This window comes from Deltaproteobacteria bacterium, assembly GCA_016219225.1.
Taxonomy (GTDB): Bacteria; Desulfobacterota; RBG-13-43-22; order RBG-13-43-22; family RBG-13-43-22; genus RBG-13-43-22.
On sequence record JACRBX010000093.1, the window covers coordinates 21955 to 42279 of the forward strand.

The 20325-nt window shown below is 52.3% G+C and carries 19 protein-coding genes; 9 read left to right on the forward strand and 10 right to left on the reverse strand.

Annotation, left to right across the window (positions count from 1 at the left end; translation table 11 throughout):
• Position 1 precedes the first annotated feature (1 nt).
• The 6 genes from fabG to HY879_07830 all read right to left on the reverse strand — a co-directional run bounded on the left by fabG (position 2) and on the right by HY879_07830 (position 5791).
• Complete coding sequence (fabG, locus tag HY879_07805; GenBank protein MBI5603245.1) at positions 2-739, reverse strand: 3-oxoacyl-ACP reductase FabG; 738 nt, start codon at positions 737-739, stop codon at positions 2-4.
• Positions 740-762: 23 nt separating this feature from the next.
• On the reverse strand, positions 763-1224 hold the full coding sequence (locus tag HY879_07810) for a hypothetical protein (protein ID MBI5603246.1): 462 nt from the start codon (positions 1222-1224) through the stop codon (positions 763-765).
• 51 nt (positions 1225-1275) lie between these two features.
• Positions 1276-3039 (reverse strand): DegV family EDD domain-containing protein, encoded by a 1764-nt coding sequence (locus tag HY879_07815; GenBank protein ID MBI5603247.1) that lies wholly within the window; start codon positions 3037-3039, stop codon positions 1276-1278.
• The gene (locus HY879_07820) at positions 3036-4382 is read right to left on the reverse strand and encodes a cobalamin B12-binding domain-containing protein (GenBank protein MBI5603248.1); all 1347 of its coding nucleotides are present in this window, start codon (positions 4380-4382) and stop codon (positions 3036-3038) included. Before HY879_07820 ends, HY879_07815 begins: the two co-directional genes overlap by 4 nt.
• Before the next feature lie 3 nt (positions 4383-4385).
• Entirely contained in the window at positions 4386-5327 is a 942-nt protein-coding gene (locus tag HY879_07825) for a lysophospholipid acyltransferase family protein (GenBank protein MBI5603249.1), read from the reverse strand.
• Between the two features lie 77 nt (positions 5328-5404).
• The gene (locus tag HY879_07830; GenBank protein MBI5603250.1) at positions 5405-5791 is read right to left on the reverse strand and encodes a hypothetical protein; all 387 of its coding nucleotides are present in this window, start codon (positions 5789-5791) and stop codon (positions 5405-5407) included.
• A gap of 404 nt (positions 5792-6195) precedes the next feature.
• Here HY879_07830 and HY879_07835 point away from each other — a divergent pair, with 404 nt between their 5' ends.
• From HY879_07835 to HY879_07875, 9 genes are all read left to right on the forward strand, one after another.
• Positions 6196-6468, forward strand: coding sequence for a phosphopantetheine-binding protein (locus tag HY879_07835; protein MBI5603251.1), 273 nt, complete (start codon positions 6196-6198; stop codon positions 6466-6468).
• A gap of 60 nt (positions 6469-6528) precedes the next feature.
• A complete protein-coding gene (locus HY879_07840; protein MBI5603252.1) occupies positions 6529-7599 on the forward strand; it encodes a radical SAM protein in 1071 nt (356 codons plus the stop codon).
• 157 nt (positions 7600-7756) lie between these two features.
• A complete protein-coding gene (locus HY879_07845) occupies positions 7757-8755 on the forward strand; it encodes a 4Fe-4S cluster-binding domain-containing protein (GenBank protein ID MBI5603253.1) in 999 nt (332 codons plus the stop codon).
• Positions 8756-8821: 66 nt separating this feature from the next.
• On the forward strand, positions 8822-10072 hold the full coding sequence (locus HY879_07850; protein ID MBI5603254.1) for a beta-ketoacyl-[acyl-carrier-protein] synthase family protein: 1251 nt from the start codon (positions 8822-8824) through the stop codon (positions 10070-10072).
• Positions 10073-10088: 16 nt separating this feature from the next.
• A complete protein-coding gene (locus HY879_07855; GenBank protein ID MBI5603255.1) occupies positions 10089-11354 on the forward strand; it encodes a beta-ketoacyl-[acyl-carrier-protein] synthase family protein in 1266 nt (421 codons plus the stop codon).
• A gap of 1 nt (position 11355) precedes the next feature.
• A complete protein-coding gene (locus tag HY879_07860) occupies positions 11356-11835 on the forward strand; it encodes a YbgC/FadM family acyl-CoA thioesterase (protein MBI5603256.1) in 480 nt (159 codons plus the stop codon).
• Positions 11836-11842: 7 nt separating this feature from the next.
• Complete coding sequence (locus HY879_07865) at positions 11843-12667, forward strand: polyketide synthase dehydratase domain-containing protein (protein MBI5603257.1); 825 nt, start codon at positions 11843-11845, stop codon at positions 12665-12667.
• A gap of 22 nt (positions 12668-12689) precedes the next feature.
• Positions 12690-14144, forward strand: coding sequence for a cobalamin B12-binding domain-containing protein (locus HY879_07870; protein MBI5603258.1), 1455 nt, complete (start codon positions 12690-12692; stop codon positions 14142-14144).
• 180 nt (positions 14145-14324) lie between these two features.
• Positions 14325-15536 carry a polysaccharide deacetylase family protein gene (locus HY879_07875; protein ID MBI5603259.1) on the forward strand — a complete coding sequence of 404 codons (1212 nt, stop codon included), beginning with the start codon at positions 14325-14327 and terminating at the stop codon, positions 15534-15536.
• A 138-nt stretch (positions 15537-15674) separates the two neighbouring features.
• Here HY879_07875 and HY879_07880 read toward each other — a convergent pair whose 3' ends face one another.
• Genes HY879_07880 through HY879_07895 form a run of 4 tightly spaced genes read right to left on the reverse strand, consistent with a single transcriptional unit; the run spans position 15675 to position 20324 of the window.
• Positions 15675-18098: an MMPL family transporter gene (locus HY879_07880; GenBank protein MBI5603260.1), complete on the reverse strand. Its 2424-nt coding sequence runs from the start codon at positions 18096-18098 to the stop codon at positions 15675-15677.
• Between the two features lie 31 nt (positions 18099-18129).
• A complete protein-coding gene (locus HY879_07885; GenBank protein MBI5603261.1) occupies positions 18130-19389 on the reverse strand; it encodes a radical SAM protein in 1260 nt (419 codons plus the stop codon).
• 18 nt (positions 19390-19407) lie between these two features.
• Positions 19408-19668 carry an acyl carrier protein gene (locus HY879_07890; GenBank protein MBI5603262.1) on the reverse strand — a complete coding sequence of 87 codons (261 nt, stop codon included), beginning with the start codon at positions 19666-19668 and terminating at the stop codon, positions 19408-19410.
• Positions 19668-20324 (reverse strand): 3-oxoacyl-ACP synthase, encoded by a 657-nt coding sequence (locus tag HY879_07895; protein ID MBI5603263.1) that lies wholly within the window; start codon positions 20322-20324, stop codon positions 19668-19670. The genes HY879_07890 and HY879_07895 overlap by 1 nt, the downstream gene beginning before the upstream one ends.
• Position 20325 lies beyond the last annotated feature (1 nt).

Here is a 20325-nt window from a genome sequence, read left to right on the forward strand (position 1 = left end):
CCTAAACCATGCCACCATTGACCGAGATAACCTGGCCGGTAATGTAAGCGGCATCCTCGGAACAGAGGAACCGGACTACTTTGGCCACCTCTTCCGGGAGTCCCACCCGGGCCATAGGGATGATCTGTTTTATCAAGTCCCTGGGAACGGCCTGAATCATCTCCGTTTCAATCAGACCGGGGGCAACGCAGTTAACCCGAATACCGAGACGGGCCACCTCGGAGGCCAGAGATCGGCAGGCCCCTTCCAAGCCGGCCTTGGCAGCCGAATAGTTGGTCTGACCGCGATGACCGAGTTTGGCTGAAACCGAAGAGATGGTCACAATGGCGCCATGTTTCCGGGTGACCATCTTCTTGAGGACAGGCCTGGTGACATTGTAAAATCCATTTAAGGAGATGTTAAGAACCTTGGTCCATTCCTCGGAGGACATGAGGACAAAAAGACAGTCGGCGACCACACCGGCATTGTTTATAAGAATATCGATCGCCTCATGGCGGGATAGAAGGGCCTCCAGGTTTCTTTCAGTCTCTTCCTGATCGGCCACATCGAAACAGACGGTCTCTCCCCGTCCTCCGGCTTGGTGAACCAGGGCCAGCGTCTCTTCCGCCGCCTGTGGGTTGGAACGAAAATTAACAATCACATAATGGCCGTTTCGGGCCAGTTCAAGACTGATGGCCCGCCCGATCCCCCGGCTCCCGCCCGTTACCAGGGCAACCTTCATTGGCAATAAAGGGTTCATGTCTAAATTTCTTTCTCCCCGAGTTAGATCCTCTGACGGGTCTTAAGGTTGGAAAGGATTTCCTCCCCAGGTTCCATGACCTGGATCGTGGTTTTGCAGAAGAAGCCCGACTCAGAACTGACTTGGCCTTCATAGACGGCATATTCACCAAGATGGTACATCTCGGCAATTTGGATAACGAGTTTATTCCCCACCGAAAAGCTGGTCGCAGAAAAGTCCGCTTTTTTAACACCCACCAGGAATCCAAGTCGCTCTCCGGCCCCTTTTCCCGCACGCCAGGTTCTCAGGGCAGCGATAGTCTGGGCGACAAGTTCGATACTGATCACCGAGTTCACCCTTCCGTCCTGGTGAAGAGGCCAGTTGGGGTTTACTGTGGCTTCCGCCAGAAGGGTTTTCTCTATGGGTCTCTTGACCCATTCCAAGAGTCTCATGCGACGTCTGTGCGGGATTAGCGGTTCAGCCGGAAAAAATTCATTCTGGTCCATTTTTCCCTTCCTGTCAACCCAGTCTATATTGTTCAAAATGTGAGGCCACGATCAACGGACGTCCCCAGACAAACCGCTCCGTCGGTGATTGTTCGGGAGAAAGGCCAATCCCCAGGAACCCGGGCCCATATGAGCCGCAGAGGTCAGGGAGAGGAGTTGCATGTGGACCTTCACCTGAGGAAACCGGCGCTCTATCTCCGGCTTGATTTCCTTTTCCAGCCAGTCCTTGTTGTCCGAGTATTCCAAAAGCAGGGTGGTCTTTTGATCCTTGGGGAGTTCGTTTTCGAGACGACGGAAGGCGAATTGCACCTGGTCTTTGGTGCTTCTCACCACCCCCATCTTCCTGGCCCCTTCTGAAAAAGGGCTGATAATGGGTTTGATGCGAAGGGTATCACCAAAAAAGGCGCCAGTCTTTGACATGCGGCCGCCGGCTGCCAGGAAGTGCAGCTTGTCGAGGAATATGTATTCCTGCACATTTTGAATGGCCTCCCGGGCAAAGGCGACGACCTCTTCGGGATCGCTGGCGGTGAGGGCCAGTTCGGCCGCGGCCCTGCTTATCAGACCGAGTTTGCCGGAAGCCACCCCGGTATCCATGATGATCATCCGGTCTTCGGGGTCTTGCCCGGCCTTCCATTGTAAGGCCGCCTGGTAATTCCCGGTATAGAAGGAGCCCACACAGAGATAGAGAACCCGGTCGTACAGTTTTATGATGTTATTGTAGGTCTCATGGCGCTCAGCCGTTGAGGCCTGGCTTGTGGAAACCTTGGCCCCGGCCTTCATGGCCGTAAAGAGCCTGGCCGGGTCGATATAGGTTTCCGGAAGACAAAGATTCTCCACCATGATGTAACTGTCAAGAAGGGTAATGCCTAAGGCCTGAGCCTGGTCTCTGGTCATGGAACCGGCGGCATCGGTCATGATATGGATAATCTGGTTTTTGGGGGATTCGCTGAACCGGGATGTCTGTTCGGCAAGATCATCTTCAGCCCAGCTAAGTATGGCCCCAAGAGAGGACAGGCCCTGTCTTGCTTTGTCCTTGTCGGTGGTATGAAAGTGAACCTTAAGACAGCTCTCTCCGGTAATGGTGACCAAGGCTTCTTCTGCCTTTAGGACCTGTTTCATCCTTTCCGCCCCTTCCTCCTTAACCTTAAGGACCACATCAAGGCAATAGCCCTTATATCCCTGGTCAGGCCGGGTTTCGGAGAGGACAAGGGTTTCCTTCAGGTCATCCATGAAGAAGGACTGCCGGACCTGGCGACCGGCCAGGATATTCAGCAGGGGTTCCAGGAAGACCAGCATACCAAGGGCCCCGGCATCGACCACACCGGCCTCCCTGAGCTGAGGTAATTGCTCCCTGGTCATTTTTACGGCCTCTTCCAGATCGCGGATGACTGCATCGGCCCACTGACCTGTCCTCTCAGGAGGGGTTTTTTTCAAAGAAGTCACCAGGGTATCATACAGAGAAAGCATGGTTCCCGGTTGAGGGTCGGAAACGGCCTGATAGGCGAGATTTCGGCCGGTCTCGGCCGATTGGGGCAGGGCCGCCAGATCTTTTGAATCGAGAAACCCGGCCAGGAAACGGGCAGCGATGTTTCCGGAATTGCCTCTGGCCGAGAGCAGAATATCCTGATTGAATGCCCCGGGATCTAAGGGTCTATTCCTTAAGGCGCCCAGGGTTATAACGAGATTGCGACCCGTGTCCCCGTCCGGCACCGGATAGACATTGATCCGGTTAAGGATATCGGCCCAGACTACGATCCTTTCGTAGCCCGCGGTCAGGGCTTTGATGAGAGTGTCCTGCATAATTAATTCCATCATCGAATCCTCTGCTCCCACAGGGGGCCGGTGATCCCTTTTTTATGAAGGCGTTCCATTAACCGTGCGGCATGGTTCCCCCCTGAACCAATGATCCAGTTCTCTCGACCCTCAGCCTTTTCTTCAACCAACCGTCGTATATCTTCGCTTGTAATTAAGCGGGACCGGTAGAACACCGGTTCAAGTAGATCGGCAGACTCCGTAATCTGGCCCTCTTGCAGGGCCAAATCATAAAGCTTGGTATGGGGATAAACCCTTATGCCGCAGAAAAAAAAGATGACGGTTCTGGCAAGCTTTTCGGCATTAAGTAGGGTCTCCCTGACGGTTTCTCGGGTCTCCCCCGGACCTCCCAGAAGGATATAATGGGCCACATGCAGGTCGGCATCCAGGGCTGACGTATGGGCCTCAAAAACCTGATCCACCCGGAAGGGCTTTTGGTAGGCGGTCAACATGGCATCGGAAAGCGACTCGGTCCCGAATTCGGCGTGGGTCATCCCGGCTTTATGAAGCCTTTGGTAATACCCTTGAGGCGCCTTGGTGGGTGTCAGGTAAGCCCCCCAAGGGATGGCTATCCCCCTTCGGGTGAAGGCCCCGGCCACCTCCAGGCTGTGGGTATAACTGCTGTTAAACACAGAATCGGTGACAAAAAGATACTCCGCACCGGCCTGCTCCAACTCTCTGGCCTGGTCCCCCACCTCGTCGGCTGAGATAAACCGTAAATTCCTTCCGTCGATATGAGGATAGGTGCAGTAGATACACTGATAGGGACATCCCCGTTTCGTCTGCAGGTTCATCATGCCGCCGTGGGTTATGTAAAATTGGGTCATCTCGTCGGATGCCCTGGCTCTCTTAAAAGGGATTTCCCAAGGGGGAGGAAAGGCTTCTGGGGTGTCCCCGGAAACAATGCCCGGAAGGTCGGAAACCCTTTCTCCTGATTCAAGGGCATCAAGAAGAAGAGACAACCGTTCTCCTTCACCGACAATTCCGTAGTCCGCCTTCAAGAGGTCCATAATTTTTCCGGGGAAAATGGTGAATCCGCTTCCGCCGAGGACGATGGGTGCCCGGGAATGTTCCCGGATGGTATCGACCAGATCCTGATATTTTTTTAAAAAACTCCGGGTATTCGTTACTTCCACATTGTCAATGTTGCGGAGCGAGATACCAATCAGGTGAGGGGTAAAGTCCAAAATGATTTTTTTAAGCCTCTCGACTTCCCTGACGATGTTGGTGTCAATGATCTTAACGGTGTGTCGCTTTGATATGGCGCCGGCCACATATTCAAGCCCCAAGGGATATACGAAGTAGGGGACCCTAACCGTATTGGCTGAAATCAGGAGAACCTTCATGGGTTAGATGCCTTCCATCGTTTCCCGAGATCGGGGTCTCAAGGCCGGGCTTAAACTTCCCCGTGGCCCGGCAGGAGGTCGAAAGAAAGGCTCAAAGATATACCACTGAAAAGGGTGTTGCCGGACCATCTCTTCCAGGGCGGCGGCATAAATCTGAGCGCTACCTTGAAGGGCTATTTTTCGTTCCGTACGGGAGAGGGCCTTGACCTCCAGAGGAGGAGAGATGATGACCCGCTGCCCTCCCCTCATGTCCCGAAAGGTAAACAGAATGAAGAGGGGTGCCCCCGAGACCAGGGCCAGAAGATGGGGGCCTGAGGGCAGGGCCACTTCCCGGTCAAAGAACCTCACCGGCAGCAGGGATCGTTGCTGGGTCCAAACCAAATCACCGGCCAAGGACACGATTCCCCCTTCCCGGATAAACTTAATCGCCTCCAATCCGTCTAAAAGTGAATCATCCTTTCCTGTAGCAACCAGAATGGTGATCCCCCGGGCCTTGAGGGCTTCACGCTGATCACGGGCCACTTGTTTGGCCTCTTTTTCTCCCATGATCATGAGATGCTTAAGTCCAACCTCCTGGAAACCTCGCGCCGCAATCTCAAAACTACCCAGGTGAGACATTAGGATTATCCCTCCCCGGCCGCTTCGGGCGGCTTCGAGTACTCCTTCACTTCCTTGGGTTGAAATAGAACCCTTTTTCTTCCCGCCGAAATCGATCCGGTCCCCAAAGGTAGCGGCGAAGGAGTGGAACTGACGCCAGGCACAAAAAAGATAGTACCAGGCCCTTCTATCAGGAAAAATCCCCTGATAAAGGCGGATACTCGATCGCCTTTTGGAGGGATAAAACAGAAAGTATCCGGTGGCAATCCACCAGGCAAAGAATCGGACAGGCCAGGAGCTCAAAAAAAGGGATATCTTTTTCAGCATCTTGAGAAAGGATGCCTTCATAACACCTCTCAACGAACCTGGATCGCTTGTCTCAAGACTAATAGATCTCCGGCATTAAGGGGTTGTTCCATCCCGTCTTAGCCGGTCCCTTCTTCTTTGACTTTCAAATACCCCTGGACAACGAGTTTGCCCTGACAGGTTATCTCAAAATCCAATTTGGCCTCAGAATCGCTTGGCATGGCAGCTACAGAAATACATAGTTCTTCATCCGGAAGAACCACCAGTTTAAACCTTACTCTGGAAAAACCGAAAACCTCAAGAAGCCTTTCGTTTTCAACGGCTTGCCTTTTCACCATTTCAGACGCCAAGGCCAGGAGGGCCACCCCGGGTACCAAGGGGGTTTTTTCGAAGTGCCCAGAGAACCACCCCGAGAAGGGTTCGAATCGCGCCCTGGATTCCCACCGCCCTTCAGGGGTAATCCAGGGTTTCTCAAGAGGTAACCAATCATCCGGGAAGGTAGACATCGGGTTTCAAATTCTATGGCACGTAGTTTGCCATCATCTGGACAGGTCGGATCTTTGAAATTTTATTGTTTACAGAAAGACCTGTCCCGAATTCCCAAGCGGTGAACTACATCAAAGCGTCAAAGCTGCCCAAAACTAACTCTCTGATTTTCCGTCGTTTTCATTATTTATAGAAAATTCCCTAAATTTTTAATTCAGGATAAAAAGAAATAAATCCTATCTATAACCATTGGCATTGTCAATATAAAATAAACAATTTGCTTGTTTTCCCTTGACCCCGGTTTCCTTTCCATCTTATAATCCTCCTCAATTAAAAGAAGCCCACCTAAGATAATAATTAAAACCAGGCGATTCCCTGCCGATCCCTATAAAGAAGAACCAATAATAAAATAAGGAGGCTAATGATGCCTAAACGCGATGAGATAGAAGGCATTATTGAAAGAGTAACCCAAGTCATTATTTTTGAACTCAAGCTGGAAGACGTTACGGTAGAGACATTCAATCCCGATATGGACCTGATTGACGAACTTGGGATTGATAGTATGGACTTGGCTACGGTAGCCTTGGTATTGCAGGATGAGTACAAAATTGTAATCGACGAAGATGATTATCCCAAATTGAAGACCATTCGCCTGATCGCCGAATATGTTGAAGAAAAAATGGCCGCCCGGAGTTAATCTTCCAACAGCTCAATCCCGGTGTTGGCCCTTGGCCAATTAACGGGGAGGAACGCATTTATGACCCTTACCCATACGGCATCCCTTGATCAAGGCAAACCGAAATTTTCCGAACTTCTCGCCCAGCCGGAAGTGAGGCAGCGGTGGGAAAAAGTCCGGAAATATTTTTTTCTCCGGGAATCCACCTACGACATGAGCAACCGCTGCAATCTCCGTTGTGACGGCTGCTATTATTATGAAGGTGAAAAACAATTCGCCGTGGAAAACAGCTCGGTCGAGGCCTGGCGGCAACTGATGAGAGACGAGAAAAAACGGGGCATCACCTACGTCGTCCTGGCCGGGGCCGAACCGTCGCTCGTGCCGGAGCGGTTGGAGGTTTGTTTTCAGGAAATCCCCTTGGGGAGCATTGCCACCAACGGCTTAAAAAAAATTCCGGAATCCGTGGGTTACAAGATCCACATTTCCGTCTGGGGCAATGATGAGACCAGCTTCCGGGTGCGCAAGGCCAAGGACCTTTTAATAAAACAAATTGATAATTATCGCAATGACCCCCGGGCCGTTTTTGTCTATACCTTTACCCGAAATAATATCGATGAAGTCCGGGAAGTTGCCGGGGGGCTGGTTGCCGAAGACTGCCGATTGACCTTTAATGTGTTTTCTTCTCCGGTAGGGTATGCCGGACCGCTGCGCCATGACGAAGAATCGCTTAAGCGCGTTCAAGCCGCCATGATGGCCCTTTTGGAGCACTATCCCCAAAATGTGCTTTTCTCGGCTTATAATGCCATGGCCCATACGCATAAAAGCAGCTTGCATGATCTTTACACCTGTCTGTATCCCCGTCAGAACCGCTCCCAGGACCTGGGGCTGGGACGGTCTTTTCGGCAATACCGGGCGGATTTAAACTGGGACCGTTCGGCGGCCTGTTGCGTGCCGGACACCGACTGCGCCGACTGCCGTCATTATGCTTCCGGTTCGGCGGTCGTCACCGCCCGCCTTTTCCGCCATGCCCAGGAATCGGCCACGTTTAAATCCTGGCTGGATTATGTGGACACCTATTTGGCGGTCTGGGTGATGGGCTATCCAAAAGGGGAGAATCTTTGCGCGGAGCCGGTGAGCCCCCCGGGGACTTAGCTTGATAGTATAGGAAATTCCTTTTTGGACGCAGATGAACGCAGATTGCCAGGATTTTGAATATAAAGAGAGTTATCTGCGGGTATCGGCGAAAATCGGCGTCCTAATTTAAGGCGGAAAAAATAAAAATAAACGGACCCTGTAAAAGAAAAACTTCATGAAGACCGTAAGTTCATTGCTGGATCACGAATGGCATGACCGATACAGACGGATCACCAATCTGAACATCCGCAGTTCCATATACGATGTCACCAACCGGTGCAATTTGCGCTGTCAGGGCTGCTTTTTCTTTTCTTCCAACCAACACCAGGCCGCCCCGGAAGAAATGGACCTCACGAAGTGGGAAGCGTTTATCGACCGCGAAAAGGAACGGGGCGTAAATCTGGCCATACTGATTGGGGGCGAACCGACCCTTACCCTGGATCGGGTCGAGGCTTTTTATAAACGTCTTCCGACGTATTGCGCCACCAACGGCTTGATTAAAATCCCCCGCGATAAGTTTCCCGACCTGATGGTCGGTATTTCGCTCTGGGGCAGCGCCGAAGACGAAAAGATCCTTCGCGGCCGCGACACCTTTGCTATATCGAGTACGCATTATGCCGGAGACGATTATACCTATTATCTGTACACCATTACGCCGCGGCAAGTGGGGAAGGTTGAAGCCACTGTTAAAAGAATTGCCGACGCGGGTCTGAAGGTCCATTTCCAGTTGTTATCCAATGACGAAGGCGCGGAAGGCTTTTACTGGAAGGAAAGGGAGTTGGAGGAACTGCGCCAGGAAATGGATGAGCTGTTGGATCAATACCCCCGGACGATCATTTCCAGTAAGTATTATCATAAGATCATCACCACAGGAAGGATGATGGGGCGGCCCTTTGGCTGGGAGGAATGCCCTTCCGTGACCGAATCCCTGGACCATCGAAGCCCCCAACCTCGTCGCTTGATCCATTTCGTCCGCTGGGCTTCCGATTTAAAGACCGTCCATCGCTGCTGCACTTCGGCCACACGGGATTGCACTACCTGCAAGGATGGCGCAGCGCACATGAGCTGGGTCATGGTCAATAAGCGGGAACACATCCGGTCGCCCCAAGACTTACAAAACTGGATCGAAGTTTATGAAATGTTTGCCAAGCTTTATCGCTTTATTCCCTGGTGAACGCCAAGGAGCCTCAGCAACCTGCCTTTGTCGGCACCGTCATAAACTTTCATCAGGGAACCCCATATGATTTCAAAAAAAGCCGTCATTATAGGGTATGATGCCGTTTCTCCTTTAGGTCTTGATTGGGAAGTCCAGTGGGAACGGGCCGTCCGGGGGGAGTCCGGTATCGGACCATTGTCCCGATTTCCCCTGAGCCCCGATTTCCCGGTCCGGGTGGCCGGTGAGGTGGCACCCATCGATCCGAATCCTTATCCCTTTTTACGGCCCAGGGAAATGGTCCATTGGTCATCTCCCATTTTCCCGTATGCCCTGCTGGTGGTGCACCGGGCCCTGCTTAAAAGCGGTATCGAGATTACGCCCGAAATCGCCCCGCGGGTGGCGGTCACCTTCAGCACCGCCGTGGGCGGGCTGGATGCGGTTTTACAAGCCGACCGACTGATGGTATCCGAAAGGAAAATGCCCCATCCCTTTACCAATCCCAATTCCTGCATTAATATGGTCGGTGGCCGGGTCTCCGTACTCACCGGCGCTACCGGGCCCATCTGTTCCACGATTACGGCTTGTGCCACTGGAATCCATTCCCTGATCATGGGTGAACTCCTCCTGCAACGAGGTCTGGCCGATGTGGTTATCGCAGGGGCCGTTGATTTCCCTTTGGTTGAACCGATCGTCGCCGGATTTGCTACCATGAACGGGGCCTACCGTCCCAAAGAAGGCCAGCCCCAGGAGGCGCCGGAAAAAACCAGCCGGCCTTTTTCAGCCCACAGAAGGGGCTTTGTCGTTTCCGAAGGGGCCGGATGCCTTATTTTGACCACGGCCGAATTTGCTAAAACCTACGGGCTCAAAGCACCGATTGAAATGGCCGGTTATGGAATGACCTCGGATGCCGCCCACTTTGTCTCTCCCAATTTGCAGACGGTCCAAAGGTGTATCGGGCAAGCCGTTGACAATGCCGGCTTGCAGCCCTCGGATATCGATGCCGTTAATGCCCACGCCACCTCCACTAAGGTGGGCGATAAAGTGGAGGCCGATGCTCTGCGCCAGGTCTTCGGCAAAACCCTGCCGCCGGTATCGGCCAATAAATCCCAGTTGGGCCATGCCATGGGGGCTTCCAGCGCCATCGAGGCTATCTTCGCCATAGAAGGATTGCTCCGGGAGACCCTGCTGCCTACCATTAATTACAATCCCGACCCGGCCATTGAAATCGATTGTGTGGCCGAGGGGGCCAGGAAGTTCAAGGGGGAATTTGTTTTGAAAAATGCCTTTGGTTTCGGCGGATGTAATGCCTCTCTGATTTTACGCCGGCTGATATAAGGATGAGCGGGAACACATGAAGCCACCCAAAAATAGAAAAGTATTTGTCGTCGGTTACGGGACGGCCACCCCCCTGGGGAGCACCTTTGAAAAGACCTGGAAGCGGGCCATCCGGGGAGAGGCCGGTTTCCGGAAGGTGACCCGTTGTCAGGTGGAATCCGCTTGCGACATTGTCGGTGAGATCCCGGACTGGAATCCTTTGGATCTTGACTTTATCGATGCCAAAGAAATCTACAATTGGAATGCCGCTTTTATCATCCTGACCATGGCGGTTTGCCAGGAGGCCCTGGAAAATTCAGGGATTACCATAGATGACCGGATTGCCCCGCGGATGGCCTGCCTCATCGGTTCGGCTTTAAACGGTCCGGATGCCTTTCGCCTGGCCATGCACGACTTGAAAGACCGGGGCCCGCTTCGGGTAAGCCCTTATCTGCTGCCTAATTTGTGCGCCAATGTGCCTTCCGGAAAGGCCGGGATGCTCCTGAAATTTACCGGACCGATTTTTTCACCTCAGGGCGCCTGTGCCTCGGGCAACCATGCCATCGGTCTCGGGGCCAGATTGATCCGGGATGGGGATTGCGATTTTGTCCTGGCCGGTGGCGTCGACGCCCCAATTTTGCCGGAATTGATCCACGGTTTTGCCAATATGAACGCCACCATCAAGGTGCATCCCGAAGACCGCGCTTATGCGGACCCGGCCCAGGCTTCCCGTCCTTTCAGCGGCGACCGCAAAGGCTTTGTTCTCTCGGAAGGGGCCGGCGTGGTGGTCCTGGCGGCCGAAGAACTGATCAAGGCTTACGGCCTAAAGGCCAGGGCCGAAGTTTTGGGGGTCGGCTGGAGTTCGGATGCTTATCATTACACCAGCCCCAATCCGGTAACCATAGTCCGGGCCATCCGGGAAACCATCGAAGACGCCGGCCTGCAACCAGCAGACATCCACTATATCAATGCCCACGGCACTTCCACCCCCAAGGGGGACCGTACGGAAATAAAGTGTCTGAGGGAGGTCTTTGGTAAAACAATCGAAAAAATCCCGGTTTCTTCCAATAAATCCCAGTTGGGACACACCCTGGGGGCCACGGCGGCCATTGAAGCCGCTTTGACCATCGAGGCCATGGGGAAAGGGCTCATTTTGCCGACCATCAATCATCTTCCCGACCCCGATTTTCCGGATATCGATGTGGTGCCCAATGTCCTCCGGAAAAAGAAGGTTGAGATTGCCCTTTCCAATGCCTTTGGTTTTGGCGGGACCAACTGCTGTGTGATTTTCAGGGGGGTGTGAGTTGCGTCCCAAACCCTTCCGGCCGGAACCTTTCAATAATGATCCCCGTTATGTCCGGGACCAGACCACCGGGTTGATCTGGCACCGTACAACCTATCGCACCCTGTATGCCGACACGGATCGGTCGGGGATGGTGTATCATTCCAATTACCTGCGCTATTTCGAATTCGGACGGACCTCTTTGATGCGCGATGCGACTTACCCTTATAAGGAAATCGAAAAAAGCGGCTTTGTCTATCCCATTATCGATATGGGCGTTACCTATTATCATCCCCTGGTCTACGATGATCTGATGCACATCCAGACCCGACCGACCCAGTTGGAGCGGGTGCGCCTGCAGTTTGACTATCTGATCACCCATGCCGAAAAAGGACAGATCATTTGCATGGGATTTACGAAACACTGCGCTTTGAATTCAACCGGCACTCCCGTGGCCGTGGATACCAAGACGGTCCAGCTTTGGAAGACATTCCCCAGGTAGATCCCCAATGCGCACTCCCTGGCCAATCGAAATTAATTCCTATCTGTTTGATCACCATATGGAAGGAAGATGCCTTTTCCCGGCCGTGGAAGCCCTGATCACCCTGGCCGCGGCTGTGAATCGGAATTTTCCTCAGGCCGACATGAGGTGCCTGACCAGGGCTCGATTTTCCCGTTTTTTAGTAATACCGCCTGAAACGCGTCAGGTAATGGCCCTGGTGGACTTTGAACAGGATCAAGCGGACCGGGTCAGCGCCAAACTGTTGACGCAGGTCAGGTCTAAAAGTGGAGGGATCGGACGTCATCTGGAGCATGCCCGGGCGGAGTTTTTATTAACCGGATCCTGTAAAGGCGTTTCCCCCCAATGGGAATCCCCGGAAAATCCGGATAGGACCATACCGGTCGAATCCATTTATAGTGAGCTGATTCCTTTCGGCCCTGCTTATCAAAATATTATTGGTCCGGCATCAGTTTCCCGCCCGGGGGCCTGGGCGGTTCTCTCCGGCGGAGATCATCAGGCCGATGAGTCCCTGCTCGGCTCTCCTTTTCCGCTCGATGCCGCCTTTCATTTGGCCTGCGTTTGGGGGCAACGATTCAACGGCATCGTTCCCTTTCCGACAGGTTTTGAAAAAAGAACCATTCACCAAAAAACAAAAAATGGCGGCCGCTATATGGGCCGGGTTATTCCGGTGACCGTTAATGAGATGCCCTTGATATTTGATGCTCTGATTTTTGATTTAAAGAATACCCTCTGTGAAGAAATCCGGGGCATTCAGATGCAGGATGTCTCCCAGGGTCGCTTGCGTCCGCCCCGGTGGCTTAATGCCTTGTAATAAGCTGGAAAAGATGGGAAATATGATAAAGCGCCGTATTGTTCTGGTGCATCCAAGAGGCTCGAACTGGTTTAAAGGGTCTAAAGATGTTATCGCTTCAGCAAACCGTATGATTCCTCATGGCCTTTTGTCCATTGCCGCCTGGCTGGAAAAAGAAGGTCATGAGGTTTTTGTCCATGACTGTCTGGGTCCTCAGGCCTCATCGGATTTCAAAACCAATATTCAAGAAATCTTGAGTTATAAGGCTGAGTTGGTGGGATTTTCGGCCACCACATCCTCTTTTCCGGATTCAGCCAATATGGCCGCCGCACTCAAACAAGCCGTTCCAGCGCCGGTGACCATTTGCGGAGGCGTACACAGTTCCGCTTTAGGACCTCGGCTTTTAAAAGATTATCCGGCTTTTGATTATATGGTGAGGGGCGAGGGAGAAATTACCCTGGCTGAACTGGCTTCGGGTGTCGATCCCGCGCAGGTCAGAGGAATCGTCTGGCGCAAAGGCGATGAAATGATTGATAACGGGCCGCGCTCACCCATTGAAGATCTGGACAACCTTCCTTTTCCAGCTTATGAAAAACTCAAAGGCTTTCCAAAAGGTTATAACCTCCCTCTGTTTAGCTACGCTCAATTTCCGGGAACGTCTATGGTCACCAGCCGCGGTTGTCTGTTCCAGTGCTCTTACTGCGACCGTTCAGTTTATAAGAAGGGATTCCGGTATAATTCAGCTAAATATGTTTATGACCATTTTAAGGTTTTGAATGAGAAATTTGGCGTCCGTCATGTGAATATTTATGACGATTTATTCACCACTGATGAAAAGCGGATTGTTGAATTATGCTGTATGCTCAGGAATAATCCCATCGATATTCAGTTTAACTGTGCGGTGCGCGTGGGGTATGCCTCGGATAAGCTTTTAAAGATGCTGAAGGAAGCCGGCTGTCTCATGGTGTCACTGGGCATTGAATCGGCCGACCCGGGTATGCTGGCTAAACACAAAGCAGGTGTGACTGTGGAAAAAGTGAAAGATACCGTTACCCGCATTCAGTCAGCGGGTCTAAGGGCCAAGGGCTTATTCATGATGGGGCTCCCCGGGGAAACGCAAGAGTCCATTCGCCGGACCAGCGATTTTGTCATGTCCCTGGGCCTGGATGATATGAATATGTCTAAATTTACCCCATTCCCCGGCGCTCCTTTGTGGGAGACGATCAGGGATGAAGGCGCATTTGAAGAAGATTGGAGCCAGATGAATTGTATTAATTTTGTCTTTATCCCCAAAACGATTGGTTCAAAAGAAATTCTGGACCAGATGTACAATGAGCATGTCAAGCGATTCTATACCAATAAAGAATGGCGCCGGAAGTTTAGGAAACGGTTCTGGCAGCACCGTCATTCTCTCTGGCATATGTTCAAGAACCTGCCTGACTTTCTGGCGGCCAAGGCCCGATTTGAACCTAAGAAAAAGATCAAGACGATCAATTAGTAACTAATGGGTCAAATTCTTCTCAAAATGGCAAGAAATTTTTTACCACTAAGACACTAAGACATAAAGAAGGTCTTAATTTCATGAGGGTTAAACAAACATGAAAGCTTTATGCATTTCTTCGTGCCTTCGTGTCTTCGTGGTAAGCTTTTGGTTCCGGCTTGTCCGGGTTAGGACTTTGTGAGCGGCTTTCAGACTACAACCATCCTGTTGGTCATCACCACAGTGGGGCTGAGCTTAAGTCTTGGAGACCCTTTTCGCTGGATTGCTCTCGGGCTGTTATGGACCGGATATATACTCATCTGCATTTTTGGAGTGGCCCTATTAAAACTCAATTTTTTTGTTACTGCCATCTGCAGGGGAGATTCAACAGAGAAACTTGTAGCGCTAACCTTTGATGACGGGCCGGGCAGGGAGAGTACGCCAGCTCTTCTGGAGATCTTGAAACGGAACAAAATCAAGGCCGTTTTTTTTCCCATTGGAACAAAGATCAAAGTGCATCCCGAAATGATCAGACAGATAGACCAAGACGGTCATCTTATCGGAAACCATACCTACCGACACAACTGGTATACCAACTTCCTGATATCCAAGCCACTGAATCGAGAAATACAAATGGCCCAGGAAACCATTGCGGCGGTGATCGGCAAGGTGCCGGCCTATTTTCGCCCTCCCATAGGCCTGACCAATCCGCATCTCAGGAAAGCGCTGAAGAAACAGGGCCTGTCGGTGGTAGGCTGGGATGTCCGGCCTTTCGATATCGGGACGAAGGCCGATAAGGTCTTAAAAAGGGTCCTCAAAAAAATACGACCTGGAAGCATCATTCTCCTCCACGATAAAGGGCGAACCCCGGCGGATTGGGCAGGCTTGGTTGATGAACTGGTGAACAAGATCAAAGCCAGGGGTTTCGGTTTCGCTGATCCGGAACGACTCATTGGGAAAAGGGCCTATCAGACACCGGAGGAAGGTAACAGGAAGGAAATTTTTTTATTCCTTCAGGGTTGTTTTGCCTCCGGGAGCGGCTGGCGGTGCTTATTGCGACCTTTTGCCTCAAAATTGGCCGCCAGTCCCTATGTCCAGCGGGCACTAAAGGAACCGGTATCCTTGGATGTCTTCAAGGCCAGACCCTCTCCTAAATTTATTTTTGGTTTAGCGTTGATGCTGTTTAGTTATGTCCTGGGATGGCCAATGGTGGGGCTGTTTACTGTTTTGTCCGGCTATTTCCGGGACCCGGCATTATTGATTATAGGCCCTGCTTTTTATGGATTTTCTCATTTGGTATTTTTGTTAGGGATATTTCTGACTGGACGAGATTGCCTTAAATATGGCGACATCCTGCTGAGATGGGGCCTGCATAAGATGGTGGAGAAGGCTTCGGGCCGAAAAACCTGAGGCCCCACGGAGAAAATACCCTGCCCGGCCGTTCTAAATCAATTTTATCCCGCCTCGGCAATAATCCACCGATCCCTCCGGCGATTTACAGAAGACTCTGCCGGGATCACAGCGAAACCCGCAGAAATCATCATGGTCTCAATATCCTCTACCCGTCGGTCTTTGGCGGATATTTTTTACTAAAGGCGGAACAAAGGCAACGGTTCCCAGGTAGGAATACCCGATACCCAGGGCCAGGACCAGCCCGGCGTTTTTTAAGAGGACATGGCTTGAAAAGGCCAGGACCCCGAAGCCGATAAAGGTCGTGGCAAAAGACAAGAATACGGACAGACGGATCAGACCCACAGAGGGGTGGTGCTCATCCCCATACCGTTGAAAGGCCCGGACCAGGTAAAGGGCATAATCCGTACCCATGCCGATGACCACGGCCGCGGCCATGATGACGGGAATGCCGAGGGGCTGTTTTAAGAGACGGAGGGTCCCGATGGTACAGACCAGGGAGAACAAGGTCGGCATCAGGGCAATAAAGGTCAATCGCCAGCTAAGAAGATAAAGGAGAGAGACCAGGAAGGTTGTTACCCCCACGATCAATACCACACGGGAAAACCCCTTCAGGATCATCTCCCCCAAATGATCGCTAAACAGGAGGGGATCAAAAACCTTGGCCAGGTCCTTGGTAGTCAGGGTCTTATAAAAGACGGCCCCTTGATAGGCCGAGCCTGGTTGGATAGTAGCGTAATGGGCCCAGTTTTTTCCCTGCTGTTTTACGATGCCCAGAAAGGGGAAGCAGGCCTCTGGGATCGGGGGAGCGGGGACTGTTTTTTCCTTAAGGGTCGCCAAGAAAGGGGCAAAGGCCCCAGGAGTAAAACCTAGTTTTGGCGCCAGGGATTCAATCTCCTGCCGCAGCCCGGTGATGCGCTCCTTGGTCCAGAAGGACTGCCAGGCCTGGAAATTCCGCCTGGCCCGTAGTTCCCCGGGAAAGAGCATCGCGGGAGAAAAGGCCGGGGCTATAGTCCCTTTGGCCGTCTCCGCTTCTAAAAGGTCGGCCAGTCGGTCCTCTTTCTCCTGGAGTTCGGCCATGGTCCTACCTTCGACAGCCAGAAATACCCGGTTGAGGACATTGCCCCAGACGCCTTCGATCAGCTTTTCGGCGGCCAGGGTCGGGTCACCTACGGTATTCAGGGATTGAAGGTCCACCCGAAAATCGGGCCTGGCGAAAAAAAGCATCACCACCCCAAAAAGACCAACGGCCCAGACCGTCTTCTTCTTTCCCCGGACCAATCGATCGGACAGCCTCTGTAGAGGAAGGATGCCCTGGCGCTTGGCCGGCAGTACCTTCGGAAAGAGAAAGGGGTAGACGGCGTGGACCAAAATATAGGTGAAAACGACCCCCAGGGCGGCAAACACACCAAGCTGAGAGAGGGCCGGGAAACCAGCCAGGAAAAGAAAGGCGAAGCTGATGGCGGTCGTTAACATAGCCAGCAGGCCAAGGGGCCAGACCTCCTTGGTCACCTTCATACCCTGGGTTTCATAAGGACGGTCGAGAAACAGGAGGTAGGCAATGCCGTAATCGACGGTAAATGAAATAATCGCGCCGCCGAACCCGATAGCCAGAATGGAAATGGATTTTTGGAATAAGGAATAAACGAATAAAGCGATTATTGTCCCCCCAAAGGCCGGAAGGAGGGCCAACAGACCGATCCAGGGCCGCGGAAAACCCAATAGAAGCAGCAGGGCAATGACTATTGTGGAAACGAGAAGGGCTCGTTGGGTGTCCTTTTTGGCTGCCGTCTCGTTATCCAGGGCGGCCCGATAGGCCCCTACCGGTGTCAGGATAAAAGAATCAGGGCCGGAAGATTGCCGATTCAGCCGCAGGCTGATATCCTCTATAAGGGCAGTGACCTTCCGCGAAAAAGCGGTATCATAACCTGAGGTGAGGGGCTCGGCTATGATGAGGAGATGTCTTTTGTCCGCTGATAGAAGCTGTCCCTTGATCATGACAACATTCTGGGAAGACCCGAGCAGGGATAACCGCTTAAGGACAATATTTCGAAATTCGAGAGGGTCCCGGGCGATAAGGGAAGCCTGGCCGATCCCTTCCAGGCTGGTCAGGGTTGAGTAGGTATTGGTCAAGGTCCGACGAATATTTTCAGAAGAGAGGAGAGGCCCAACCTGCTCCTGGAGGTCCTGCTCGCTGAACAGGATGGGGAGATGGCCTGCCACATGGGCAATCAGGTCGGGGAAGAGTTTTTCATATTGGCGTAACCCCACGGTCTTAAAAAGGCCGCTTTCTCCCAAGACTTTCTCCACCAACTCTCCGCCGCTGATGAGAAACTCGGGGTCGGTGCCCCGGTGGCCCAGATCGATAACTATCCTTTCCTGGATGGGGTGGTGGGAAATGACATAACGGCCGTCGGCGACGACCGGGTCATTCTGGGGAAGGGCGGCAACAATGTCCGTATCGATCGCCAGTCGGTATCGCCCGATGAGAAAAAGGAGTCCCAGGCCGATGATAACGACCATGACCAGGGGCCAGGGGAAGCGCGGGCTATGCAGGGTCATCTCCTTGATTACTCAAACCGGGTCTCTTCCGTTATCTTTCGACCCGCCCGAATTTTCGTTCTCTCGTGGGCCGCCAGCGCCGAAAGGTGCCATCGGCCATTTCCTTGGCGATGACCTGTTTGAACAGCTCGAACATGCGAAAAGACTGATTTTTTTCCTGGTAAAAAGTCTTCCAGGCCCGGTCGTGCAGTTCCTGAAGACGCTGCGGGCTCATGTGCTTGGGCTGAAAGATGACCCTGTCGCAGGTATAGTCGTTCCAATCATAAGACAGTATCCGTCCCGCCTGGTGGAGGTCGGTGAAGGCCCGCGAATGGGGGAAGGGAGTCAGGACCGTGAACTCGGCCAGGTCCAGCCCTATCTCGAGCAGAAAATCGGTCAGTCGGAGGATATCGTCATCGGTTTGGTGGTCCAACCCCAGGAGGATGGTCCCCTCCACGCCGATCCCGAAGTCGTGGTATTTTCTAATTCGTTTGCGGATGAGGTCGGAGGTGTCGAAGACCGCCTGATAGACATACCAGGCCCCGGCCTGGGCCGCCAGATCAAGGACCTCATCATCGTCCTCAATGGGATGGCAGCACCATTTTTTTTTCAAGGGGATCATCTCCCGGAAGAGCTGTTTTTCCCATTCCTTATCCTGGGCCAGGGTATTGTCCACGATGAAAAGACGGTTGTTGTCGATGGCCGCCAGCTCTTCCACGACCTTGTCGATGGGACGGGGTCGGAAATGCCGTCCCCCGAGGAAGCTGACACAGCAGGGGTAACAGTTAAACCGGCAACCCCGGGAGGCATGGACCAAGTCGACCATTTGAATGCCTTTGTAGTTGTAGAGATCCCGTTTCAGGATGTCTCGCCGGGCCGGGCCGACGGTGGCGATGGGCGGGAAGTCGGTCAGAAAGTCGTAAACCCGGCGAAGCCGGTTATTCCGGAAATCATCCAGGACCTGTTCCATACGTCCTTCCGATTCCCCAAGGAAGACGGCATCGGCGTGGTGCGAGGTCTCCTGGGCGTGAAGCATGGTCCCGATGCCGCCGCAGATGACCGGAATGCCTCGTTTGCGGTATTCATCGGCGATTTCCCATCCCCGCTTTACCTGACTGGTGAGCAATATGGAAATGCCGACCAGGTCGGCCGGGTCTCGAAAATCAATCGTCTCCAGATTCTCGTCCACAAATGCGATTTCGACATCTTCGGGCAGGGTGGCGGCAAAAACGACCGGCCCGTGGGGAGGGAGATGGAACTCCGTCTGGTTTTTGAGCTTTTTCCATTTCGGGTAGATCAGCTTGAATTTCATCGGCCAAAAACCTTGCGGTTATTTCTTTTGCTGTTCCTGTATAAATTCAGCGAGAGTTCGGAGAGAATAGAATATCTTGGGCCCCTCTGCCTTGGGGTCTTCAATCGTAAGACCATAATTTTTCTCTAATAACACCATGATCTCCAGGGCATCGATGGAATCCAGCCCCAACCCGTCTCCGAAAAGAGGATCTTCCGGGCTTATATCTTCCGGGGTGAGGTCTCCCAGGTTCAGGATATCGATAATTTCTTCCTTTAGTTTGAGAATCAGATCTTCCATCATAATGATTTTCCTTCTACAAAACATTTTTCCAAGTTCGAGGGGTCAAAGATAAACCATTCCTGAAATTTATTCAATCTCTTTATCCGGTCTATCTGTTCAACAACGAACAATAAAGATCGATAACTATTTCCATAACATTCGATCCAGCCCGCGAGGCAGCAATGGACCCTTTGGTTACGAAATAATTCAGAAACATACTGAAAGATAAAGAATGGATCAAATTGTTCAAAGATCAGTACGGCATTTTCACCCTTTATTTTATGCCGGATAGCGATCTCGCCAACCATGATATTGGGAAGGGTGTAGACGAAGACGGAGGGACTCGGGAAATAGTGGTTCGCGTCGCGGATCGATTCCTGATGTTTCTCGTCAGAGTCCAGGGAGGAACTGGCATTACTAAGGATGATCCCGATTTCTTCGCCGGGATAGTTCCGGAGGATATCCGTCCCTTGAAGCAGGATCTCGGCGCTTAGAAAACACAACCGGCAGAGGTTGTCCATTTTAAAAAATTTTGGGTAGCTGATGCCGTAGTGACGGTAGACAGAACGAAGGACCGCGGCGGCCGAGTTTGCATCCGCCGAATACTCGACGATTCCGTCGAGAATGACCCGGCCGTTTTGAAGCCGGATAGTTCTGGTAATCCCTAATTCCATA